The sequence below is a fragment of the Stutzerimonas sp. 21-1 genome, from assembly GCF_056336065.1.
Genome location: NZ_CM150500.1, coordinates 2,624,849 through 2,648,537, shown reverse-complemented (window position 1 = coordinate 2,648,537; position 23,689 = coordinate 2,624,849). Strand labels below are relative to the sequence as shown.

Sequence of the window (23,689 nt, the reverse complement as noted above, 5' to 3'; positions counted from 1 at the left end):
CGCGAAAAAGTGCGGCGATGTTACCGCAAGCGCTGGCCGATGACTGATAGCGAGCGTCAATCGGCTGGTAAGATGCGCGCCTTCCGCGGGAGGGCGCAATGCAAGACGAAGAACGGCTGCTGGCCGAGGTGCAAGATGAGTTCGGTCTGATCCGGGTGTACGAGGTTGGCGACTATCGCTTCCTCGAATTCGGTGCGGCGGTGGAGCAGAGCTGTGTCTTCACGCCCGCTCCGAGCTGGCTGGAGTACGACTACACGCGTGCCATGCTGATTGGCGCGCTGTGCCATCCGGCACCGGAAACCGCGTTGTTCCTCGGACTGGGCGCGGGGACGCTGACCCAGGCCTGCCTGGAGTTCCTGCCGCTGGAGGATGTCGAGGCCATCGAGCTGCGCCCCGCGGTACCCGAGCTGGCGATGCGCTACCTGGGCCTGCAGAACGATGTGCGTCTGTACATTCGCATCGGCGATGCCGTGGAGCTGCTGGAGTCGGCGGAGTCGGCCGATCTGGTGTTCGTCGACCTGTATACCGATGTCGGTCCGGCGGCGGCGCACCTGGCCTGGAATTTCCTGAAGCGCTGTCAGGAGAAGCTCAATCCCGGTGGCTGGCTGGTCATCAATCAGTGGGGGACCGACGAGGGCAAGCCGTTGGGCGCGGCATTGTTGCGTGGATTGTTCCACCGCCATTACTGGGAGTGCTCGGTGAAGGAGGGTAACGTGGTGTTGCTGGTGCCGGCGGATCTCGACCAGGAGCTGGATTTCGACGGTCTGCGCCAGCGCGCCGAAACGCTGGCGCCACGTCTGGGCTATTCGCTCGACTACCTGATCGCGGCACTGCGTCCGGCGAGCTGATGGCGGTAGCCGTCGATCCGACGAGCCCCGGCGGTAAACCTTAATATGCAAAATTCACGCACAGCGGCCGTTATTCCGGTATAGTACGCGCCGGCTGAAACCCAGCCTGCGTTCAGGTACCGCAACACACGAAGCGCTGCTTCGGCTGCTGTCCGCTTCGAGCGGACTATCCTTGACGATTCATCATTCATACGTTTTCGCAACCCCGCCGACCAGGCTGCCAGGGTGACCTTCGGGTTTTGCACGGCATGCGCAGCTTCGGAACATGGGTCTTGCGGAGCATCAGAGACAAGACCCATGACCCAGGAAATCGGCGGCTTTGCCGCACTCGGTATTCATTCCGCTGTTCTGGCTGCCATCAGCGCAGTCGGCTACGAAGAACCTTCTCCCATTCAGGCCCAGGCGATCCCGGTGATCCTCGGTGGCCACGACATGATTGGCCAGGCGCAGACCGGCACCGGCAAGACCGCGGCCTTCGCGCTGCCGATCCTGTCCAAGATCGACCCGGCCAAGCGCGAGCCGCAGGCGCTGATCCTCGCGCCGACCCGCGAGCTGGCCCTGCAGGTCGCCACCGCGTTCGAGACCTACTCCAAGCAGATGCCGGGCGTCAGCGTCGTCGCAGTTTACGGCGGTGCGCCGATGGGCCCGCAGCTCAAGGCCATCCGCCAGGGCGCGCAGGTCATCGTCGCTACCCCGGGCCGCCTGGTCGACCACCTGAGCCGCAACAGCGAGCTGCTGTCGACCATCCGCTTCCTGGTTCTCGACGAAGCGGATGAGATGCTCAAGCTCGGCTTCATGGACGACCTCGAAGTGATCTTCGAGGCCATGCCGGAAAGCCGTCAGAGCGTGCTGTTCTCCGCCACGCTGCCGCACTCGATTCGCGCCATCGCCGAGAAGCACCTGCGCGAACCGCAACACATCAAGATCGCTGCCAAGACCCAGACCGTCGCTCGCATCGAGCAGGCGCACCTGATGGTCCACGCGGACCAGAAGATTCAGGCCGTGCTGCGTCTGCTCGAAGTCGAAGACTTCGACGCGCTGATCGCCTTCGTGCGCACCAAGCAGGCCACGCTGGATCTGGCCGCTGCGCTGGAAGCCAAGGGCTACAAGGCCGCTGCGCTGAACGGTGACATCGCCCAGAACCAGCGTGAGCGCGTCATCGAATCGCTCAAGGATGGCCGGCTGGACATCGTCGTGGCGACCGACGTCGCCGCCCGCGGTCTCGATGTGGCGCGTATCACCCACGTGTTCAACGTGGACATGCCCTACGATCCGGAATCCTACGTGCACCGCATCGGTCGTACCGGCCGTGCCGGCCGCGAAGGCCGTGCGCTGCTGCTGGTCACCCCGCGTGAGCGCCGCATGCTGCAGGTCATCGAGCGCGTGACCAACCAGAAGGTCGCCGAGGCGCGTCTGCCCAACGCCCAGCAGGTGCTGGATGCGCGCATCAAGAAGCTCACCAACAGCCTCGCGCCGCTGGTCGCCGATGCCGAAGCCACGCATGGCGATCTGCTCGACAAGCTGGTCGCCGACATCGGCTGCAGCCCGCGCGCCCTGGCCGCTGCGCTGCTGCGCAAGGCCACCAATGGCCAGGCGCTGACCCTGGCCGAAGTGGAAAAAGAGCAGCCGCTGGTGCCGGGCAGCGGCCCGCGCGAGCGTTCGGAGCGCCCCGACCGTCCGGAGCGTAGCGGTGACCGCGAGCGTCGTGCGCCGATCCCGCTGGCCGAAGGCCGTGCCCGCTGCCGCACGCCGCTGGGTGCGCGCGACGGCATCGCTGCGCGCAACCTGCTCGGCGCGATCCTCAACGAGGGTGGCCTGGCCCGCGAAGCCATCGGTCGCATCCAGGTGCGCGACAGTTTCAGTCTGGTCGAACTGCCGGAAGAAGGCCTCGAGCGTCTGCTTGGTAAGCTCAAGGACACCCGCGTGGGTGGCAAGCAGCTCAAGCTGCGTCGCTATCGCGAAGACTGAGCAGCAGAAATGCGCACAGGGGCGTAAACCGCCCCGAAGCCTCGATCAGAGCCAGCCGCAAGGCTGGCTTTTTCGTTTCAGGCAGCGCGGGCTTGGAGTCGGCTGGCGCGTTCAGAGCAGCGGTAGCGTCACCGGTTCCAGATGGTTGTCTTCCACGCGCACGTCCAGCTCACCTTCGCCCAGTTTCGCCTTCAGGCGTTGGCCGGCGTGTGTCTGGCTGGCGCTGCGAATCGCCTGGCCGCGCTCGTCCAGCAGGATGCTGTAGCCGCGGCCGAGGGTGGCCAGCGGGCTGACGATCTGTAGCGTCTGCGCCAACCCCTGCAGCTGCTGGCGTCGGCCCTTCATGGTTGCCTGCATGGCGCGCGGCAGGCGGCCGGACAGGTGTTCGAGGCGCTGGCGCAGCAGGTGCAGCGTGCGCCCGGGATGCTGCGCGGCGAGGTGGGCTTCCAGGCGCGCCAGGCGTTCCTGGCCGCCGCACAGGCGACGGTCGATCGCGCGCAGCAGGCGCTGTTCGAGGTCGTCGATGCGCTGTGCCTGCTGCTGCAGGCGTTCGCCCGGATGGCGCAGGCGCCGAGTCAGGCTCTCCAGGCGCATGGCGTCGCGGTGCAGGCGGTCGCGCATGCGCAGCAACAGTCGCTGATGCAGACCGCTCAGGCGCTGCTGCAGGTCGGCACTGCTCGGCGCCAGCAGCTCGGCCGCTGCCGAAGGCGTGGGGGCGCGCACGTCGGCGACGAAATCGGCGATCGATACGTCGGTTTCATGCCCCACGGCGCTGACGATTGGCGTGACACAGGCGTCCACCGCGCGCGCCACGGCTTCTTCGTTGAAGCACCAGAGGTCTTCCAGCGAGCCGCCGCCACGGGCGAGGATCAGCGCGTCGAAACCTTGCGCGTCGGCAAGCTGCAGTGCACGGACGATCTGCGCGGTGGCTTCGCGCCCCTGCACAGCGGTCGGAATCAGCGTCAGCTCGACCTGCGGTGCGCGGCGTTTGAAGACCGAGATGATGTCGCGGATCACTGCGCCGGTCGGCGAGCTGACGATGCCGATGCGCCGCGGATGGGCGGGCAGGGCGGCCTTGCGCTCGGCAGCGAACAAGCCTTCGCCGGCGAGTTTTTCCTTCAGTGCCTCGAAGGCCAGACGCAGTGCGCCATCGCCGGCCGGCTCCAGCGTGTCGAGGATCAGCTGATAGTCGCCGCGGCCTTCGAACAGCGACACCTTGCCTCGCACGCGCACCGCCAGACCATCGCGCAAGGACTGGCGTACCCGTGCGGCGTTCTGCCGGAACAGCGCGCAACGCACCTGGGCGTTCTTGTCCTTGAGGGTGAAATAGATGTGGCCGGAAGCCGGGCGGGCGAGGTTGGATATCTCGCCTTCGACCCAGACTTGCGCGAACACGTCCTCCAGCAGCAGCCGGGCACGGCCGTTGAGCTGGCTGACGGTGAGCACTTCGCGATCGAGATTGAGGCGTTCGAAGGGATCTTTGAGCATGGCGGCGATGATACGGGAAAACGCCCGGAGCAGCCGCCCTGCGACCAGTCGCGATTGACCTGAGCGATCCGCGCATTAAGCTGCCCGGCCGCCCATCGCCTTCCGACCGAGCCTTCCATGAGTCACAGCCAAGCCATCGTCGTGCCGCGCATTTCCACCTTTCCCGCGCATGAGGCCCGCGCGCGGATGATCCTGCGCTGGTTGGCCGAGCGGCGCATCGTCGAGGCGCTGCCGACCACCTGCGGTCGCGGTGCCCGTGGAATGGCCTATGCGATTGCGCCGGGTGCTCGCCGCGTCGTGCAGTACCCGGAGCGGCTGCCGTTCGGTGAGGCCGTCAACGGCCTGGAGGTGGTGACCAAGCGCTGCATCTATACGCCGACCCGTGACTTCGCCGAGGAGGCCGGCTGTCCCGAATGCCGTCGGGAGATCGGCGAGGCGCTGTTCGAGAGTCTGGATGAGTGGATGCCCGGACAGACCGACAATTTCACCTGCCCCGAATGCGGCTTCGAGGACGACATCAACGGTTTCCTGTTCATTCCGGCGTGTGGGTTCTCCAACCTGGGATTCATCTTCAACGGCTGGGGCGAGGCGGGGTTTCGTCAGGGCTTCCTCGAAGAGTTCGGCGAGCGGCTGGGGTTGAAGGTAGCGCTGGTCATCGATCAGGCGTGACCGTGCGGTCACTTCGTCGATGCGGCGCGCCGGAACGTGCGCAGCGGACCGCACAACCACGTTGAGCGCGAGAGGGTGCGTGGGTATAATGCCGCGCTTCCTTTTTCCCGCCTGGGAGCCCCGCCATGCTGCGTATCAGCCAAGAAGCCCTGACTTTCGATGATGTTCTCCTGATCCCGGGATATTCCGAGGTTCTGCCGAAGGATGTCAGCCTGAAGACCCGTCTGACCCGCGAAATCGAGCTGAACATCCCGCTGGTTTCCGCAGCGATGGATACCGTCACCGAGGCCCGCCTGGCCATCGCGATGGCGCAGGAAGGCGGCATCGGCATCATCCACAAGAACATGAGCATCGAGCAGCAGGCTGCCGAGGTGCGCAAGGTCAAGCGCCACGAGACGGCCATCGTGCATGACCCGGTCACCGTGACGCCGGAAACCAAGATCAGCGAGCTGCAGCGCAAGGCGCACGAGCTGGGCTTCTCCGGCTTTCCGGTAGTGTCGGGCAAGGAGCTGGTGGGCATCGTCACCGGGCGCGACCTGCGCTTCACGCCGAACGCTGGTGATTCCGTCGCCGCGATCATGACTCCCAAGGACAAGCTGGTCACCGTGCTCGAAGGCACCGGTCTGGAAGTGATCAAGACCAAGCTCTACGAGCATCGCATCGAGAAAATGCTGGTGGTCGACGGCAACTTCAACCTGCGTGGCCTGGTGACCTTCCGTGACATCGAGAAGGCCAAGACCTACCCGCTGGCGTCCAAGGACGGCCAGGGCCGTCTGCGCGTCGGCGCAGCCGTCGGCACCGGCTCTGACACCGCAGAGCGTGTCGAAGCACTGGCCGCCGCAGGTGTCGACGTCGTCGTGGTGGATACCGCACACGGACACTCCAAGGGTGTGCTCGACCGCGTGCGCTGGGTGAAGGACAACTTCCCGCAGGTGCAGGTGATCGGCGGCAACATCGCCACCGCCGAAGCGGCGCTTGATCTGGTCAAGGCCGGTGCCGATGCGGTCAAGGTCGGTATCGGCCCGGGCTCGATCTGCACCACGCGCATCGTCGCCGGCGTCGGTGTGCCGCAGATTTCCGCGATTGCCAATGTCTCCGCCGCGCTGCGAGGCACCGGCGTGCCGATGATCGCCGACGGCGGCATCCGCTTCTCCGGTGACTTGTCCAAGGCCATCGTCGCCGGCGCCAACGCGGTGATGATGGGCTCGATGTTCGCCGGTACCGAAGAGGCGCCGGGCGAGGTCGAGTTGTTCCAGGGCCGCTCCTACAAGGCCTACCGCGGCATGGGCTCGCTGGGCGCCATGGCGCAGGCGCAGGGTTCCTCGGATCGTTACTTCCAGGACTCCTCCGCCGGCGCCGAAAAGCTCGTGCCCGAAGGCATCGAAGGCCGCGTGCCGTACAAGGGTGCTTTGGCCGCGATCATCCATCAGCTGATGGGTGGCCTGCGCGCCTCCATGGGCTACACCGGCAGCGCCACAATCGACGACATGCGCAGCAAGCCGCAGTTCGTCCGCATCACCGGCGCCGGCATGGCCGAGTCGCACGTGCATGATGTGCAGATCACCAAGGAAGCGCCGAACTACCGCGTCGGTTAATCGAACTCTTCGCTGGAGGCTGGCGGCTGCAGGTTGAACGGATTGCGTTCGGCCTGCGGCCTTCAGCCTTCAGCCATTTCTCCAGGTGAAGAAAATGGCTCAACCTGATATCCACGCCCACCGCATTCTCATCCTCGACTTCGGCTCCCAGTACACCCAGCTGATCGCCCGCAACGTGCGCGAGATCGGCGTCTACTGCGAACTGCACCCGTGGGACATGAGCGAAGACGACATCCGCGCCTTCGCGCCACGCGGCATCATCCTTGCCGGTGGTCCCGAGTCCGTACACGAGGAAGGCAGCCCGCGTGCGCCGCAAGCGGTGTTCGATCTCGGCGTGCCGCTGTTCGGCATCTGCTACGGCATGCAGACCATGTCCGAGCAGCTCGGCGGCAAGGTGCAGGGCTCGGACGTGCGTGAGTTCGGCTATGCGCGTGTCGATCTGGTCGGCAAGTCGCAGCTGTTCGATGGCATCGAAGACCACATGGATGACGACGGCGTGTTCGGCCTCGACGTCTGGATGAGCCACGGTGACAAGGTCACCGAGATTCCGGCCGGCTTCCACATCATTGCCAGCACGCCGAGCTGCCCGATCGCCGCCATCGGTGACGAGACCCGTCATTACTACGGCGTGCAGTTCCATCCGGAAGTGACCCATACCCGTCAGGGCGGTCGCATCCTGTCGCGCTTCATCCTGGAGATCTGCGGCTGCGAAGCGCTGTGGACGCCGTCCAACATCGTCGAAGATGCCATCGCCCAGGTGCGTGCGCAGGTCGGCAATGCCAACGTGCTGCTCGGCCTGTCCGGCGGCGTCGATTCCTCGGTGGTTGCTGCGCTGCTGCATCGGGCCATCGGCGACCAGCTGACCTGCGTGTTCGTCGACAACGGCCTGCTGCGCCTGCACGAGGGCGATCAGGTGATGGCCATGTTCGCCGAGAACATGGGCGTCAAGGTGATCCGTGCCGACGCCGAAGCGCAGTTCCTGACCAACCTCGAAGGCGAGGCGGACCCGGAGAAGAAGCGCAAGATCATCGGCCGCACCTTCATCGACGTGTTCGATGCCGAGGCCAGCAAGCTGGATAACATCCAGTTCCTCGCCCAAGGCACCATCTACCCGGACGTGATCGAGTCGGCCGGCGCCAAGAGTGGCAAGGCCCATGTGATCAAGTCGCACCACAACGTCGGTGGTCTGCCGGAAGAGATGAACCTCAAGCTGGTCGAGCCGCTGCGCGAGCTGTTCAAGGACGAGGTGCGCAAGATCGGTCTCGAACTCGGCCTGCCGTACGACATGGTCTACCGTCACCCCTTCCCGGGCCCGGGCCTGGGTGTGCGCATCCTCGGCGAGGTGAAGAAGGAATACGCCGACCTGCTGCGTCGCGCCGACCACATCTTCATCGAGGAGCTGCGCAACTTCGACTGGTACCACAAGACCAGCCAGGCCTTCGTGGTGTTTCAGCCGGTGAAGTCCGTGGGCGTGGTCGGTGACGGCCGCCGCTATGCCTGGGTCGTCGCCCTGCGCGCGGTGGAAACCATCGACTTCATGACCGCGCGTTGGGCGCATTTGCCCTATGAGCTGCTGGAGAAGGTTTCCAACCGCATCATCAACGAAATCGAAGGCATCTCCCGCGTCACTTACGACGTGTCGAGCAAGCCACCGGCGACGATCGAGTGGGAATGATCGGGCGTCCGGCATCGACCGAGACCGACTGACAGCAAAGCCCGAAAGCCCGCGTAACTGCGGGCTTTCGGTTTTCTGACGCGGGCAAATCAATTCGACCGCTGGGGTTGGCTGTCCGGGGGCAGGGCGTCAGATGTCGTTCTGCTGCAGGAACCAGTCGCGGAAGCGGGGCCGGGCACGCTGGTGAGGGAAGTCGGCAAGCGGTGCGACATCCACAGCTGTCTCCGGGGCGGTGACGAGTGCCTGCCGGTCGGCGCGGCGACGGCGAAGACGCAGCTGCCGCGGTCGCACAATCACCGGCGTTAATGAGAAACTATGCCGTTTTCATCGCAAGGGAGTCCGGGCTCATGCTGTTCACCCGCAGACAGGTACTCACCGGCCTGGTCGGACTGGGCGTCGCCGGTGCCGGTATTGGCGGCGTGCGTTATTGGCTCGGACGGCCTGCCGATGTCACCACGCACGATTACGAGCTGATCGCCGCGCCGCTGGATGTCGAGCTGGTGCCTGGGCATGCCACGCCCGCCTGGGCCTATGGTGGCCAGGCGCCGGGCCTGGAGCTACGCGGGCGGCAGGGCGACTGGCTGCGGGTGCGCTTCATCAACCACCTGCCGCAGCCCACCACCATCCACTGGCACGGCATTCGCCTGCCGCTGGAGATGGACGGCGTGCCTTACGTCTCACAGTTGCCGGTGTTGCCCGGCGAGTTCTTCGACTACCGCTTCCCGCTGCACGATGCCGGCAGCTTCTGGTATCACCCGCACACCGCGAGCAGCGAGCAACTGGGACGTGGATTGGTCGGCCCGCTGATCGTCGATGAGCGTGAACCGAGCGGTTTCCGCCACGAGCGCACGCTGAGTCTGAAGAGCTGGCACGTCGACAAGCAGGGAGCATTCACCGCCTTCAGCGTGCCGCGCGAGGCGGCCCGCGGCGGTACGCCTGGCGTGCTGTCGACGGTGAACGGCCAGCACGCTCCGGTACTCGATCTGCCGGCCGGCCAGGTCGTGCGGCTGCGCGTGCTGAACCTCGACAATACGCTGACCTATCGGCTGAACCTGCCGGACGGCGAGGCGCGCATCTATGCGCTGGACGGCCATCCGATCGCGCCTCGACCGCTGGGCAAGGAATACTGGCTCGGCCCTGGCATGCGCATCGATCTGGCGCTGCGTGTACCAGCGGCGGGTACGCAGCTGTCGCTGCGCAACGGCCCCCTGCGTCTGGCGACGTTGCGCGCGGTCGCGCATGCCGGGGCGAGCGGCGACTGGCCACCGGCGCTGCCGGCCAATCCGGTGTTGGAGCCGGATCTGCAACGGGCTGAGACGCTGCGCTTCAACTTCGAGTGGGCTGGCAACCTGTCGGCCGATGTTGAGCAGGGTGGTGCCTATACGTTCTGGCAGATCAATGGCCAGGCATGGGACATCAATGACAAGAGCTGCGCCGAGCGCCCGATCGCGACGCTCAAGCGCAACGGTCACTACATCTTCGAGCTGCGCAACCTCAGCCAGTACCAGCATCCGATTCATCTGCACGGGATGGCCTTCAAGGTGCTTTCCTCGAACCGCCGGAAAATCGAGCCCTGGTTCACCGACACGTTCCTGCTGGGCCGCAACGAAACGGCGCGTATCGCGCTGGTGGCGGATAATCCGGGCGTGTGGATGTTCCACTGCCATGTCATCGACCACATGGAGACCGGGCTGATGGCGGCGATCGAAGTGGTCTAGTTCTGTGCACGGTTCCTATCTCATGAAGAAAACGCCAATCATCGATCGCAGCCAGGACGAGCATTTCATGCGCGAGGCGCTGGCGCTGGCAGAACAGGGCGCGGCGCTCGGCGAAGTGCCGGTGGGCGCCGTGCTGGTGCAGGATGGGCAGATCGTCGGGCGCGGCTTCAACTGCCCGATCTCCCGCCACGACCCCAGCGCCCACGCTGAGATGGTCGCCATCCGCGATGCCGCGCAGACCGTGGCGAACTACCGGCTGCCGGGCAGCACGCTGTACGTGACGCTGGAGCCGTGCAGTATGTGCGCCGGGCTCATCGTGCACTCGCGCATTCAGCGCGTGGTGTACGGCGCCACCGAGCCGAAGGCTGGCGTGGTGGTCAGCCGCGGGCAATTCTTCGCGCAGGAATTTCTCAACCACCGGGTGCTGGTCGAGGGCGGCGTGCTGGCGCAGGAGTGTGGTGAGGTGCTGCGCGAGTTCTTTCGCCTGCGCCGGCAGAAGTGAGGCCCGGCGGTCGCGCGGAACCTCAACGCCGATTTCTCAGGTGTCGCGGGCTACTGTAGGTCCCGTCTAGAGCGGCGCTGCGGCGAACGGCAGAGTCTGGCGGGCATCGATGCTGCCCTGGGCAGGAAACACCACCAGATGGTCGGCGGCGATGGCGATGCCGACTTCCTGGCCGGTGAGGTAGTCGTCGTGACTGGCGAAGATGGTCACCAGCTGGTTGCCGGTCGGCAGCTGCAGGCGATAGAGCGTCGAGGCACCAAGGAACGTCTTGCCGATAATCAGCGCGCGCAGCGGGCTGTCCGGGCTGTAGACGATGTCGTCCGGGCGCAGCAGGACGTCCACCGAGCTGCCGGCCGGCCAGGTATAGGCACGGTTGCCGTGAATCACGCCGAGCTCGGTCTGCACCGTTTCGGGGTCGATCAGCTGACCGCGAATGAAATACCCCTGGCCGATGAAGCTGGCGACGAACGGCGTCAGCGGCTCGTGATAGAGGTTGAACGGGGTGTCCCACTGCTCCAGGCGACCGTCATGGAAGACGCCGACCTGATCGCTGACGGCGAACGCTTCTTCCTGATCGTGGGTTACGAGGATGGCGCTGGTGCCGCGTGCCTTGAGGATGTCGCGCACTTCATGGCTGAGGCGGCGGCGCAGCTCGACATCGAGGTTGGAAAACGGCTCGTCGAGCAGCAGCAGTTCGGGTTCCGGTGCCAGTGCACGGGCCAGGGCGACGCGTTGCTGCTGACCGCCGGAGAGTTCGTGCGGATAGCGCCGGCCAAGCGCGGCAAGGTGCACCAGCTCGAGCATTTCCTCGACGATGCGCTGGCGCTCCGGGTGTTTGCGGATGCCAAAGGCGATGTTCTCGGCGACCGTCAGGTGCGGGAACAGCGCATAGTCCTGGAAGACCATGCCGATCCGACGCTTTTCCGGGGCGAGGGTGAAGTCGGCGCGGGAGATGACCGTCTCGCCCAGTCGGATCTCACCCTGATGGACCGGCTCGAAACCGGCGATGGCACGCAGGGTGGTGGTCTTGCCGCAGCCGGACGGACCAAGCAGGCAGCCGATGTCGCCGCGATTCAGGTGCAGGTTGAGGTTCTGCACGACGCGCTGCGCGCCGTAGCCGCAAGCCAGGTCGCGCAGGAGCAGCAGCGGCTCGTGCCTCATGCGTGGCGATAGGCCGGTTCGACGAGGAATTCGAGCAGGGCCTTCTGCGCGTGCAGGCGGTTTTCTGCCTGATCCCAGGCGACCGAGCGCGGATCGTCGAGCAGGTCTTGGCTGATTTCTTCGCCACGGTGTGCCGGCAGGCAGTGCATGAACAGCACATCCGCCGCCGCGCAGTCGAGCAGGGCGCGATCGACCTGGTAGGGACGGAAGGTGGCGAGGCGGGCTTCAGCCTCGTCTTCCTGGCCCATCGAGGCCCAGACGTCGGTGCTGATCAGGTGCGCACCGGCTGCCGCTTCGCGCGGGTCGCGGGTGATGCGTACGCGCTCGCCGGCCTGCGCAAGCAACGTCGCATCGGGCTCGTAACCCTGCGGGCAGGCGATGTTGAGCTGGAAGTCGAACTGGATCGCCGCTTCTATATAGGTGTTGCACATGTTGTTGCCGTCACCGATCCAGGCTGCCGTCTTGCCGGCGATGCTGCCGCGGTGCTCATGGAAGGTCTGCATGTCCGCCAGCAGCTGGCACGGATGCAGATCGTCGGACAGGCCGTTGATGACCGGGACGCGCGAGTGTGCGGCGAAATCGGTCAGGGTCGAGTGAGCGAAGGTGCGGATCATCACGGCGTCGAGCATGCGCGACATGACGATTGCCGAGTCGCCGATCGGCTCGCCGCGGCCGAGCTGGGTATCGCGCGGGGAGAGGAAAATCGCCTGACCGCCGAGCTGGATCATGCCTGCCTCGAACGACAACCGGGTGCGGGTGGAGGCCTTCTCGAAGATCATGCCCAGCACGCGGTTCTTCAATGGTTCGAACAGCACGCCGCGTTCGCGCAGTTCCTTCAGCTCGATGCCGCGGCGTACCAGGCTGTTCAGCTCCTGGGGCGTGCAGTCCATCAACGAGAGAAAGTGCCGTGCGCTCATATCAACTACCTTGCATGTCGCAGACCGTGAACCGTGGCTTTTTCCAAGGAAAACAGGGACCGGCGACAGGAGTCGCACGGTGACGCGACGAAACGGGGAAGGCGCGATCTTATCCACAAATCGCGGACTGGCGCAAATTCGCCGCCAGGCGGCTGGAGCGCTGCCCGGCCTGCTGGAGCGGCCTGCTAAAAGCCGAGTTGGCCACTCGGCTTTCGCGATGCAGTTCCGGTACAATGCGCGGCAACCGTCTAGCCGAGGTACCCCATGGACATCATCGAAACCATCAAAGAGCAGATCGCCAACAACCCGGTGCTGCTGTACATGAAAGGCTCCCCCAACGCTCCGCAGTGTGGCTTCTCTGCCCGCGCTACCCAGGCGGTGATGGGCTGTGGCGAAAAGTTCGCCTACGTCGACATCCTGCAGAACCCAGAAATCCGCGCCAACCTGCCGAAGTACGCCAACTGGCCGACTTTCCCGCAGCTGTGGGTCAACGGTGAGCTGGTCGGTGGCAGCGACATCATTCTGGAAATGTTCGAGAAGGGCGAGCTGCAGACGCTGATCAAGTCGGCTGTCGGCAAGAGCGAAGCCTGAGCGATCGGCTGAAAGACGGGCATCTCCAGCAGGTGTCCGCTTTCGGGAACCGATAAAGAAAAACGCCATGTCCCGGTCGGGGCATGGCGTTTTTTGTTGCGACTGCGGTGCGGTCGGGTCAGTCGTCCATCTGCGACTGCAGGTAGTTTTCCAAGCCCACCTTGTCGATCAGCCCCAGCTGGGTTTCCAGCCAGTCGATGTGCTCTTCCTCCGATTCGAGGATGTCTTCCAGCAGTTCGCGGCTTCCGTAGTCGCCGACGCTCTCGCAGTAGGCGATGGCCTCCTTGAGGTCCTGCAGGCCGCCCTGTTCCAGCTTGAGATCGCATTCGAGCATCTCGCGGGTGTTCTCGCCGATCAGCAGCTTGCCCAGATCCTGCAGGTTCGGCAGACCTTCGAGGAAGAGGATGCGCTTGATCAGCTTGTCGGCATGCTTCATCTCGTCGATGGATTCTTCGTACTCGTGCTTGCCGAGTTTCTCCAGCCCCCAGTCCTCGTACATGCGCGCATGCAGAAAGTACTGGTTGATGGCGACCAGTTCGTTGCCGAGAAGCTTGTTGAGGTGCTGGATGACTAGCTTGTCGCCTTTCATGTTCTAGCCCTGCCTGAGAATGTGAGTCGTTGCGGCAGTCTGGCCACGATGCCGGGGGCTGTCAAACCTAAGCCCTTGAATGCAAAAGGCTAAACCTGAATGCGAATGCTTTCATCGCGCATCGCGTTAGTAATGTATTGATTTGCAGGCATAAAAAAGCCGGGCAATGGCCCGGCTTGGAGGATTGGGTGCCGTTCAGGCGGGGGCGAAACTGGCCGGGTAGGCGAGGGCGGCCTGGGCGGTCTGGAGCTCGCCGAGGGTTTCGCGCACGACTTGCTTGGCCACGCAGGCGCACTTGCCGCACTGACTGGCGACGCCGGTGGCCTCGCGTACTTCTCGGTAGCTGCAGCAGCCTTCGTAGATGGCTTCGCGAAGCTGGCCGTCGGTGACACCCTGGCAAAGGCAAACGTACATGAGCAATACCCGTTGAGCCTGTTTGATGGCGCGATGCTAAACAGAATGAGAATGATTGTCAAAGTCCATCTGTCCGGTAGCTTCAACCTTCATTCACTATCGGGACCGGCGCGACCTCTACGGGCTTTGCGATAAACTGCGCGCCTTTTTTCCAACCGGAGGCCGCTCATGGCCCTGCAAGCCACGCCGTACAAGGTGGAACTGAATCTCACCGATCTGGATCGCGGGGTGTACGAGAACCTGCGTTTCACGGTCGCCCGGCATCCCTCGGAAACCGAGGAGCGCCTCGGCGTGCGCCTGATCGCCTACGCGCTCTGGTACAGCGAGCAGCTGGCGTTCGGTCGTGGCCTGTCCGATGTGGACGAGCCGGCGCTCTGGGAGAAGAGTCTCGACGGTCGCGTATTGCACTGGATCGAGGTCGGACAACCGGATGCCGAGCGTCTGACCTGGTGCTCGCGCCGTGCCGAGCGCACCAGCCTGGTGGCCTACGGCAACCTGCGCGTGTGGCAGGGCAAGGTGGTGGACGCCGTGCGCAACCTGAAGAACCTGTCCATCGTTGCCGTGGATTCCGAATCGCTTGCCGCACTGGTCAAGGATCTGCCGCGCAGTCTGCAATGGGGCGTGATGATCAGCGACGGCACCCTGTTCATCACCGACGAGCGTGGCCAGTTCGAGGTGTCGCTGGAGTGGCTGCTGGGCGAGCGTTGAACGGCACCGGTCGGCTGAATCGCGATTGGCGGCCTGCTGACGGTGCATTGCTGTATGCTTTTGCGCCGATTTTCTCCGGCGCCCGTGCCGAAGAGCCGTGACCGGAAAGCCAGCCGATGCGTATCGAACCCCGCCCTTTACCTGAAATCCTGCCCGAACTCGGCGATTTGCCGCCGCTGCTGACTCGTCTATATGCGGCGCGCGGCGTGCGCTCGGCCAGCGAGCTGGACAAGGCGCTGGCGCGGCTGATTCCCTACAACCAGCTCAAGGGCATCGACCGCGCAGTCGAGTTGCTGGTCGAGGCGCTGGATAAGCGCCAGCGCATCCTCTTCGTCGGTGATTTCGATGCCGATGGCGCCACCGCGAGCACCGTCGGCGTGCTCGGCCTGCGCCAGCTGGGTGCGGCGCATGTCGACTATCTGGTGCCCAATCGCTTCGAGTATGGCTACGGCCTTACCCCGGAAATCGTGGCCGTGGCGCTGCAGCGCGAGCCCGATCTGCTGGTGACCGTGGACAACGGCATCTCCAGCGTCGACGGCGTCGCGGCGGCCAAGGCGGCCGGGCTCCGGGTGCTGGTGACCGATCACCACCTGCCGGGTCACGAGCTGCCGGCGGCGGATGCGATCGTCAATCCGAACCAGCCCGAATGCGCCTTCCCGAGCAAATGCATGGCCGGTGTGGGGGTGATCTTCTATGTGCTGCTGGCACTGCGCGCGCGGCTGCGCGAACTGGACTGGTTCTCGCGCAACGGCTGGAACGAGCCGAATCTGGCCGAGCTGCTCGATCTGGTGGCGCTGGGCAGCGTCGCCGACGTGGTACCGCTGGACGCCAACAACCGCATCCTTGTGCATCAGGGGCTGGCGCGGATTCGTGCCGGGCGGGCGCGGCCGGGGTTGCGGGCAATTCTCGAAGTCGCCGGGCGCGATCATCGGCGCATCACTTCGACCGATCTGGGCTTCATCCTCGGCCCGCGCTTGAACGCCGCGGGGCGGCTAGATGACATGAGTCTGGGCATCGAGTGCCTGCTTTGCGAGGACGAGGCGCTGGCGCGCGACATGGCGACCCAGCTCGATCAGCTCAATCAGGACCGCAAAAGCATCGAGCAGGGCATGCAGCGCGAGGCGCTGGCGCAGCTCAAGGATCTGCCGCTGGAGGATCTGCCGTTCGGCCTGTGCCTGTTCGAGCCGGACTGGCATCAGGGCGTGATCGGCATTCTCGCGTCGCGGCTGAAGGAGCGTTATCACCGGCCGACCATCGCCTTCGCCGATGCGGGCGACGGCCAGCTCAAGGGCTCGGCACGCTCGGTGCCGGGCTTTCATATCCGCGACGCGCTGGATGCGGTAGCGGCGCGACATCCGGGGCTGATCAGCAAATTCGGCGGCCACGCGATGGCGGCCGGACTGTCGCTGCCGCAGGAAAATTTCGGCGCCTTCGCCGCTGCGTTCGACGCCGAAGTGCGCCGCCAGCTGAACGAGGACGATCTGACCGGTCGGCTGCTGACCGACGGCCAGCTCAGCATCGAGGAGTTCCATCTGGAGCTGGCGCGGGCGCTGCGCAACGCCGGCCCCTGGGGCCAGCATTTCCCCGAGCCGATGTTTCACGGCGTGTTCCAGCTGGTGCAGCAGCGCATCGTCGGCGAGCGTCACCTCAAGCTGGTGCTCAAAAGCGAGTGCGGTGCGCTGACCCTGGACGGCATCGCCTTCAACATCGACCGCGAACTCTGGCCGAACCCGACGGTGCGCTGGGCGGAGCTGGCCTACAAGCTGGACGTCAACGAGTACCGCGGCCAGGAAAGCGTGCAGCTGCTGGTCGCGCACATCGCCGCGCGCTGACCGTCCGGTCGTCGCCGATTGGCCGGCTGAATCCAGCGCCATTTCTCCGCAGACGTTCGATTGTTGCCCGTCCTGCCCGCGCCTACAGTGGCGGGACAACAACAGCGTCATGCGGGAAACCGAAATGAGCGAGACGACCGTCCATCACCGTGCCTGCCACCTGTGCGAAGCCATCTGTGGCCTGACCATCCAGACCGAGGGCGAGCGCATCCTCTCGATCAAGGGCGATCCGCTCGATCCGTTCAGCCGGGGCCATATCTGTCCCAAGGCGGTGGCCCTGCAGGATATCCAGAACGATCCCGACCGCCTGCGCCGGCCGATGCGCCGGCATGGCTCGCAGTGGCAGGCGATCGAGTGGGATGAGGCGTTCGCGCTGGTTGCCGAACGGCTCGCCGAGATTCGCGAACGTCATGGCAGCAACGCGGTGGCCGTCTACCAGGGCAACCCGAGCGTGCACAACTACGGGCTGATGACCCACAGCAACTACTTCCTCGGTCTGCTGAAGACGCGCAACCGCTTCTCCGCGACCTCGGTCGATCAGCTGCCGCACCACCTGACCAGCTACCTGATGTACGGCCACGGCCTGCTGTTGCCGGTGCCGGATATCGATCACACCGACTTCATGCTGATCCTCGGCGGCAATCCGCTGGCCTCCAACGGCAGCATCATGACCGTGCCGGACGTGGAAAAGCGCCTCAAGGCGCTGCGCGCGCGGGGCGGCACGCTGGTGGTGGTCGATCCGCGCCGCAGCGAGACCGCGGCGATCGCCGACCGTCATCTGTTCGTACGCCCGGGACAGGACGCGGCGCTGCTGTTCGGTCTGCTCAACACGCTGTTCGAGGAAGGGCTGACACGCGCCACACCGCTCCCGGTGGACGGTCTCGACGAAGTGCGCGCGGCCATCGCGCCTTTCGACGCCGAGGCGATGAGCGCGCGCTGCGGCGTGCCTGCCGAGACGATCCGCCAATTGGCGCGGGATTTCGCCGCCGCGGACAAGGCGGTCTGCTACGGCCGCATGGGCGTCTCGACCCAGGCCTTCGGCAGCCTGTGCCAGTGGCTGGTGCAGCTGATCAATCTGGTCACCGGCAATCTCGATCGGGTCGGTGGCGCCTTGTGCACCGAGCCCGCGGTGGACCTGGTCGAAACCACCACCGGCGGACACTTCGCGGCCTGGCGCAGCCGGGTTTCGCAGCTGCCGGAGTACGGCGGCGAACTGCCGGTGGCGGCGCTGGCCGAGGAGATGCTCGAGCCGGGAGAAGGGCAGGTGCGTGCGCTGATCACAGTGGCAGGCAATCCGGTGCTCTCCACGCCCAACGGGCGCAAGCTGGAGCAGGCGCTCGACGGCCTGGAATTCATGCTCAGCGTCGACTTCTACATCAACGAAACCACGCGCTACGCCGATCTCATCCTGCCGCCGACCGCGCCGCTGGAACACGATCACTACGACAGCACCTTCAACCTGCTCGCGGTGCGCAATGTCACGCGCTTCAACCGGCCGGTGCTGGCCAAACCGGACGGCGCGCTGGACGACTGGGAAATCTTCGTCGGGCTGGCCAAGGCCTATGCGGCGCGTACCGGCGTCGAGCTGAAACCGACGCTGGCGCCGCAGCAGATGATCGATCTGGCGTTGCGTCACGGCCCCTACGGCGATCGCTCCGAGCGCAGGCTGAGCCTGGCGGCGCTCGAGGATTACCCGCATGGGCTTGATCTAGGGCCGCTGCGACCGAACCTCGCGCGTCGCCTGAAGACGGCGAACCAGCGCATCCAGGCGGCGCCGCTGCTGCTTGTGGAAGACCTGCAGCGCTTCGCCCGGCAGCCGCAGGCGCCCGCCGATGCGTTGCTGCTGATCGGCCGTCGCCATGTGCGCAGCAACAATTCCTGGATGCACAACTATCCGCGACTGGTGAAGGGCAAGCCGCGTCACCAGTTGCTGATGCATCCGGCCGACATGGCGGCACGCCAGCTGCGCGATGGCCAGCGCGTGCGGGTTCGCTCGCGGGTCGGCGCGATCGAAGTGGAGGTGCTCGGCAGCGACGAGATGATGCCCGGCGTGGTCAGCCTGCCGCACGGCTGGGGGCACGCCCGCGCGGGTGTGCAGCTAGCGGTCGCCGCACAGCAGCCGGGTGTTAGCAGCAACGACCTGACTGACGAACAGGCGCTGGATGTCTCCGGCAACGCGGCGCTCAATGGCGTGCCGGTGCAGGTGAGCGCGGTCTGATCGGCGGCGCATTCTTGCTGTTGGGCTGGGCAGGGGCGCGGAAACAGTCTCTACTGAACACTGTCCAAACCGAAATTTCGACAGTCGAGGCCGCCATGTCCCAGCTATTCCAGCCGCTTACCCTGCGCCAGCTGACGTTGCCCAACCGGATCGCCGTTTCGCCGATGTGCCAGTACTCGGCCGAGGGCGGCATGGCCAATGACTGGCACCTCGTGCATCTCGGCAGTCGCGCCGTCGGCGGCGCCGGACTGGTGATCATCGAGGCGACGGCGGTGACGCCCGACGGGCGCATCTCCCCCGAAGACCTGGGCATCTGGTCCGACGAGCACGTCGAGCCGCTGCGCCGTATCACCCGTTTCATCGAGGCGCAGGGCTCGGTCGCTGGCGTGCAGCTGGCGCACGCCGGGCGCAAGGCGAGTACCTGGCGGCCCTGGCTCGGCAAGCACGGCAGCGTGCCGGTCGCCGAGGGTGGCTGGATTCCGGTGGGGCCGTCGACCATCGCCTTCTCGCCGGAGCACGCGGTACCTACCGCGCTGGACGAGGCTGCCATCGCCGCGGTGGTGCAGGCGTTCGTCGCTGGCGCCGAGCGCGCGCTGGCGGCCGGCTTCAAGATCGCCGAGGTCCATGCTGCGCACGGCTATCTGCTGCATCAGTTCCTCTCGCCGCTATCCAATCAGCGTCAGGACCGCTATGGCGGTTCGTTCGAGAATCGTATCCGCCTGTTGCTGGAGGTCACCGCTGCGGTGCGCGAGGTCTGGCCGCAAGAGCTGCCGCTGTTCGTGCGGCTTTCGGCGACCGACTGGGTGGAGGATGGCTGGAACCCGGATGAAACCGTGAAGCTGGCACTGCGGCTTAAGGAGGTGGGCGTCGACCTGATCGATGTTTCGTCCGGCGGCACTGCGGCCAATGCGGAGATTCCGGTCGGCCCGGGCTATCAGACCCAGTTCGCTGAGCGCGTGCGCAAGGAGGCGGATATCGCCACCGGTACCGTGGGCATGATCACCGAAGCGGTACAGGCCGAGCACATTCTGCGTACCGGCCAGGCCGATCTGATCCTGCTGGCCCGCGAGCTGCTGCGCGACCCGTACTGGCCGCTGCATGCCGCCGAGTATCTGGGCGATCGCGCGGTGCCCTGGCCGGCGCAATACGTGCGTGCTGCCCATCGCGACACGCCGATCCGCCAGTTGCCCGACACGCTCGATTGAGCGATCGTCCGCCGCATCCATCTTTCCCATTCAAAGGTATGTCGATGAAAACCAGTGGCCTTCTCGATCAACTGCTCAAGGCAGGGCAGGACCTGCTGAACAAGCCGCAAACCCCGGTGGCCGGCGGCAAGCCCGCTGCCGGCGGCCTGGGAGATCTGCTCGGCGGCAGCGCCGGCGGTTCGCTCGGTAACGTGCTGTCCGGCGCGGGTGGTGGCGCTCTCGCGGCCGGTGCGATCGGTCTGCTGCTGGGTAACAAGAAGGCCCGCAAGTTCGGCGGCAAGGCCGTGACCTATGGCGGCCTGGCCGCGCTCGGCGTGCTGGCCTACAAGGCCTACAGCAACTGGCAGGTGCAACAGGCCGGCGCACCGCAACAGCCGCCGCAGACCGTCGACCGTCTGCCGCCAGCGCAGGTCGAGGAGCACAGTCAGGCGATCCTCAAGGCGCTGGTGGCCGCGGCAAAGTCCGACGGGCATATCGACGCCCGCGAGCGCCAGCTGATCGATGCCGAAGTCGCCAAGCTGACCGATGATGGCGAGCTGCAGCGCTGGCTGGATGCCGAGCTGAACAAGCCGCTCGACCCGGCCGAGGTCGCCGCCGCGGCGAAGACGCCGGAAATGGCTGCCGAGATGTATCTGGCCAGCGTGCTGATGGTCGACGAAGAACACTTCATGGAGCGCGCCTACCTCGAGGAACTGGCGCGGCAGCTCAAGCTCGCTCCGCAACTGAAGGCGGAGCTGGAAAGCCAGGTACGCGCCGTCGCCGGGTGAGTCGGCGGCGCGCGCGGGCCAGCGGCAATTGTCTCGCATCCGGTTCGTCCCGGCGGGCTGTCAGCGCACGCCTGCTGGGTTTATAATCGCCGGCTTTTCGAACCGTCCGATTGCGAGTGCTGCCCACCATGGAAATCAACCCGATCCTCAACAGCATCAAGGACCTGTCCGACCGCACCCAGACCATTCGGGGGTATCTTTGACTACGATCAGAAGCATGATCGTCTCGTCGAAGTAAACCGCGAACTCGAAGATCCGAACGTCTGGAACAACCCCGAATACGCGCAGAATCTGGGCCGTGAGCGCGCCACCCTGGCGCAGATCGTCGAGACCATCGACGACCTCACCGGCAGCCTGACCGACTCGCGCGACCTGCTCGACATGGCCGTCGAAGAAGACGACCAGGGCGCGGTGGATGACGTCGCCGCCGAGCTGGAACGCCTGCGCGAAATTCTCGAGAAGCTCGAGTTCCGCCGCATGTTCAGCCACGAGATGGACCCGAACAACTGCTACCTCGATATCCAGGCTGGCTCCGGCGGTACCGAGGCGCAGGACTGGGCCAACATCCTGCTGCGTATGTACCTGCGCTGGGCCGACAAGCGTGGCTTCAATGCCGAGATCGTCGAACTGTCCGAGGGCGAAGTCGCCGGCATCAAGGGCGCCACCGTGCATATCAAGGGCGAATACGCCTTCGGCTGGCTGCGCACCGAGATCGGCGTGCACCGCCTGGTGCGCAAGAGCCCGTTCGACTCCGGCGCCCGTCGCCACACCTCGTTCTCGGCGGTATTCGTATCGCCCGAGATCGACGACAGGGTGGAGATCGAGATCAACCCGGCCGACCTGCGCATCGACACCTACCGCTCCTCCGGCGCTGGTGGTCAGCACGTCAACACCACCGACTCGGCGGTGCGTATCACCCACGTGCCAACCAATACCGTGGTGGCCTGCCAGAACGAACGTTCCCAGCACGCCAACAAGGACACCGCCATGAAGATGCTGCGGGCCAAGTTGTACGAGCTGGAAATGCAGAAGCGCAACGCCGCCTCTCAGGCGCTGGAAGACAGCAAGTCGGACATTGGCTGGGGCCACCAGATTCGTTCCTACGTGCTCGACGACTCGCGCATCAAGGATCTGCGTACTGGCGTGGAGCGCAGCGATTGCCAGAAGGTGCTCGACGGCGACCTCGACGGGTACCTCGAAGCTAGCCTGAAACAGGGGCTCTGAGAGCAGCTGCAAGCCTCAAGCCGCAAGCACCCCATTGAAACGATTTGACCGGGACGACCCGCAATGAGCGAACAACCGCTGAACCAGCACGCCATCCAAGAGGAAGAAAACAAGCTGATTGCCCTGCGCAAGGAAAAGCTTGCTGCCGTGCGCGAGCAGGGCAATGCCTTCCCCAATGACTTCCGTCGCGACAGCTATGCAGGCGACCTGCAGAAACAGTACGCCGAGAAGACCAAGGAGGAGCTGGAAGCGGCCGCCATTCCGGTCAAGGTCGCGGGGCGCATCATGCTCAATCGTGGCGCGTTCATGGTCCTGCAGGACATGAGCGGGCGCATCCAGGTCTACGTCGATCGCAAGACGCTGCCGGCCGAGCAGGTCGAGGCGGTCAAGCACTTCGACCTGGGCGACATCATCGCCGCCGAAGGCACCCTGGCGCGTTCCGGCAAGGGTGACCTGTACGTCTACATGAACAGCGTGCGTCTGCTGACCAAGTCGCTGCGCCCGCTGCCGGACAAGTTCCACGGCCTGACCGACACCGAGCAGCGCTATCGCCAGCGCTACGTCGACCTGATCATGAACGACGAGGTGCGCGAGACCTTCCGCGTGCGCTCGCAGGTGATTGCGCACATCCGCCAGTTCCTGCGCGAGCGCGACTTCCTCGAAGTGGAAACGCCGATGCTGCAGACCATTCCCGGCGGCGCCGCGGCCAAGCCGTTCGAGACGCACCACAACGCGCTGGACATGCCGATGTTCCTGCGCATCGCGCCGGAGCTGTACCTGAAGCGCCTGGTGGTCGGTGGCTTCGAGCGTGTGTTCGAGATCAACCGCAACTTCCGTAACGAAGGCGTTTCGACCCGGCACAACCCCGAGTTCACCATGCTCGAGTTCTACCAGGCCTACGCCGACTACGAAGACAACATGGACCTGACCGAGGAGCTGTTCCGCGAGCTGGCCCAGGCCGTACTCGGCACCACCGACGTGCCGTATGGCGACAAGGTGTTCCATTTCGGTGAGCCGTTCGCGCGGCTGTCGGTGTTCGACTCGATCCTCCAGTTCAACCCGGAAATCAGCGCCGACGACCTCAACGATCTGGAAAAGGCCCGCGCCATCGCCAAGAAGGCCGGCGCCAAGCTGCTCGGCCACGAGGGCCTGGGCAAGCTGCAGGTGATGATTTTCGAGGAGCTGGTCGAGCACAAGCTGGAGCAGCCGACCTTCATCACCGAGTACCCATTCGAGGTTTCGCCGCTGGCGCGCCGCAACGACCGCAATCCGAACGTTACCGACCGCTTCGAGCTGTTCATCGGTGGTCGCGAGATTGCCAACGCCTACTCCGAGCTTAACGATGCCGAGGACCAGGCCGAGCGTTTCCACGCCCAGGTAGCGGACAAGGACGCCGGTGACGACGAGGCCATGCACTTCGACGCCGACTTCGTCCGCGCGCTGGAATACGGCATGCCGCCGACCGCCGGCGAGGGCATCGGTATTGACCGTCTGGTGATGCTGCTGACCAATTCGCCGTCGATCCGCGACGTGATCCTCTTTCCGCACATGCGTCCGGAAGTCTGATCCGGACGGCACTCCCGCTGATGCCGGCGGGAGT

Annotated in this window: 20 protein-coding genes; 15 read left to right on the top strand and 5 right to left on the bottom strand. The window is 65.2% G+C overall.

Going from position 1 to position 23,689, the window contains the following annotated elements:
* Positions 1–98 precede the first annotated feature (98 nt).
* Entirely contained in the window at positions 99–848 is a 750-nt protein-coding gene (locus AC0ZJQ_RS12755) for a spermidine synthase (protein ID WP_008570423.1), read from the top strand.
* Between the two features lie 297 nt (positions 849–1,145).
* Positions 1,146–2,816 carry a DEAD/DEAH box helicase gene (locus AC0ZJQ_RS12750; protein WP_155550374.1) on the top strand — a complete coding sequence of 557 codons (1,671 nt, stop codon included), beginning with the start codon at positions 1,146–1,148 and terminating at the stop codon, positions 2,814–2,816.
* 111 nt (positions 2,817–2,927) lie between these two features.
* Here the strand turns inward: AC0ZJQ_RS12750 and xseA are convergent, their stop codons facing one another.
* Positions 2,928–4,304: an exodeoxyribonuclease VII large subunit gene (xseA, locus tag AC0ZJQ_RS12745; RefSeq protein WP_167137032.1), complete on the bottom strand. Its 1,377-nt coding sequence runs from the start codon at positions 4,302–4,304 to the stop codon at positions 2,928–2,930.
* Between the two features lie 117 nt (positions 4,305–4,421).
* Here xseA and AC0ZJQ_RS12740 point away from each other — a divergent pair, with 117 nt between their 5' ends.
* From AC0ZJQ_RS12740 to tadA, 5 genes are all read left to right on the top strand, one after another.
* Complete coding sequence (locus AC0ZJQ_RS12740) at positions 4,422–4,973, top strand: sugar ABC transporter ATPase (RefSeq protein ID WP_237263198.1); 552 nt, start codon at positions 4,422–4,424, stop codon at positions 4,971–4,973.
* 125 nt (positions 4,974–5,098) lie between these two features.
* A complete protein-coding gene (guaB, locus tag AC0ZJQ_RS12735) occupies positions 5,099–6,568 on the top strand; it encodes an IMP dehydrogenase (protein WP_476476773.1) in 1,470 nt (489 codons plus the stop codon).
* Positions 6,569–6,662: 94 nt separating this feature from the next.
* Positions 6,663–8,243, top strand: coding sequence for a glutamine-hydrolyzing GMP synthase (gene guaA, locus AC0ZJQ_RS12730; protein ID WP_476476772.1), 1,581 nt, complete (start codon positions 6,663–6,665; stop codon positions 8,241–8,243).
* Positions 8,244–8,590: 347 nt separating this feature from the next.
* A complete protein-coding gene (locus AC0ZJQ_RS12725; RefSeq protein ID WP_155550378.1) occupies positions 8,591–9,961 on the top strand; it encodes a multicopper oxidase family protein in 1,371 nt (456 codons plus the stop codon).
* A 22-nt stretch (positions 9,962–9,983) separates the two neighbouring features.
* Positions 9,984–10,463, top strand: coding sequence for a tRNA adenosine(34) deaminase TadA (tadA, locus tag AC0ZJQ_RS12720; protein WP_102829643.1), 480 nt, complete (start codon positions 9,984–9,986; stop codon positions 10,461–10,463).
* A gap of 66 nt (positions 10,464–10,529) precedes the next feature.
* Here the strand turns inward: tadA and AC0ZJQ_RS12715 are convergent, their stop codons facing one another.
* On the bottom strand, positions 10,530–11,624 hold the full coding sequence (locus AC0ZJQ_RS12715; protein WP_314019248.1) for an ABC transporter ATP-binding protein: 1,095 nt from the start codon (positions 11,622–11,624) through the stop codon (positions 10,530–10,532).
* Positions 11,621–12,541 carry an ornithine carbamoyltransferase gene (argF, locus tag AC0ZJQ_RS12710; protein ID WP_155550379.1) on the bottom strand — a complete coding sequence of 307 codons (921 nt, stop codon included), beginning with the start codon at positions 12,539–12,541 and terminating at the stop codon, positions 11,621–11,623. Before argF ends, AC0ZJQ_RS12715 begins: the two co-directional genes overlap by 4 nt.
* Positions 12,542–12,805: 264 nt before the next feature.
* Here argF and grxD point away from each other — a divergent pair, with 264 nt between their 5' ends.
* Positions 12,806–13,132, top strand: coding sequence for a Grx4 family monothiol glutaredoxin (grxD, locus tag AC0ZJQ_RS12705; protein ID WP_008570413.1), 327 nt, complete (start codon positions 12,806–12,808; stop codon positions 13,130–13,132).
* 118 nt (positions 13,133–13,250) lie between these two features.
* On the opposite strand, the gene bfr is transcribed toward grxD, so the two are convergent.
* Positions 13,251–13,721: a bacterioferritin gene (gene bfr, locus AC0ZJQ_RS12700; protein ID WP_008570412.1), complete on the bottom strand. Its 471-nt coding sequence runs from the start codon at positions 13,719–13,721 to the stop codon at positions 13,251–13,253.
* Between the two features lie 195 nt (positions 13,722–13,916).
* The gene (locus AC0ZJQ_RS12695) at positions 13,917–14,135 is read right to left on the bottom strand and encodes a bacterioferritin-associated ferredoxin (protein ID WP_008570411.1); all 219 of its coding nucleotides are present in this window, start codon (positions 14,133–14,135) and stop codon (positions 13,917–13,919) included.
* Between the two features lie 168 nt (positions 14,136–14,303).
* Here AC0ZJQ_RS12695 and AC0ZJQ_RS12690 point away from each other — a divergent pair, with 168 nt between their 5' ends.
* The 7 genes from AC0ZJQ_RS12690 (at position 14,304) to lysS (ending at position 23,655) form a co-directional block, all read left to right on the top strand.
* Positions 14,304–14,843: a YaeQ family protein gene (locus AC0ZJQ_RS12690; RefSeq protein WP_003289283.1), complete on the top strand. Its 540-nt coding sequence runs from the start codon at positions 14,304–14,306 to the stop codon at positions 14,841–14,843.
* Positions 14,844–14,959: 116 nt separating this feature from the next.
* On the top strand, positions 14,960–16,675 hold the full coding sequence (recJ, locus tag AC0ZJQ_RS12685; RefSeq protein WP_165594726.1) for a single-stranded-DNA-specific exonuclease RecJ: 1,716 nt from the start codon (positions 14,960–14,962) through the stop codon (positions 16,673–16,675).
* Between the two features lie 124 nt (positions 16,676–16,799).
* Positions 16,800–18,893 carry a molybdopterin oxidoreductase family protein gene (locus AC0ZJQ_RS12680; protein WP_301618426.1) on the top strand — a complete coding sequence of 698 codons (2,094 nt, stop codon included), beginning with the start codon at positions 16,800–16,802 and terminating at the stop codon, positions 18,891–18,893.
* Positions 18,894–18,988: 95 nt separating this feature from the next.
* Positions 18,989–20,098, top strand: coding sequence for an NADH:flavin oxidoreductase/NADH oxidase (locus AC0ZJQ_RS12675; RefSeq protein ID WP_008570407.1), 1,110 nt, complete (start codon positions 18,989–18,991; stop codon positions 20,096–20,098).
* Between the two features lie 44 nt (positions 20,099–20,142).
* Positions 20,143–20,865: a tellurite resistance TerB family protein gene (locus AC0ZJQ_RS12670; protein ID WP_314019240.1), complete on the top strand. Its 723-nt coding sequence runs from the start codon at positions 20,143–20,145 to the stop codon at positions 20,863–20,865.
* A 128-nt stretch (positions 20,866–20,993) separates the two neighbouring features.
* Positions 20,994–22,089 (top strand): peptide chain release factor 2 gene (gene prfB, locus AC0ZJQ_RS12665; protein WP_213663758.1). Its coding sequence is split into 2 segments (ribosomal slippage): positions 20,994–21,065 and positions 21,067–22,089, totalling 1,095 coding nucleotides; the frame shifts between segments, so codons are not numbered across the junction.
* A gap of 63 nt (positions 22,090–22,152) precedes the next feature.
* The gene (lysS, locus tag AC0ZJQ_RS12660; RefSeq protein ID WP_213663757.1) at positions 22,153–23,655 is read left to right on the top strand and encodes a lysine--tRNA ligase; all 1,503 of its coding nucleotides are present in this window, start codon (positions 22,153–22,155) and stop codon (positions 23,653–23,655) included.
* The last annotated feature ends 34 nt before the right edge of the window (positions 23,656–23,689 follow it).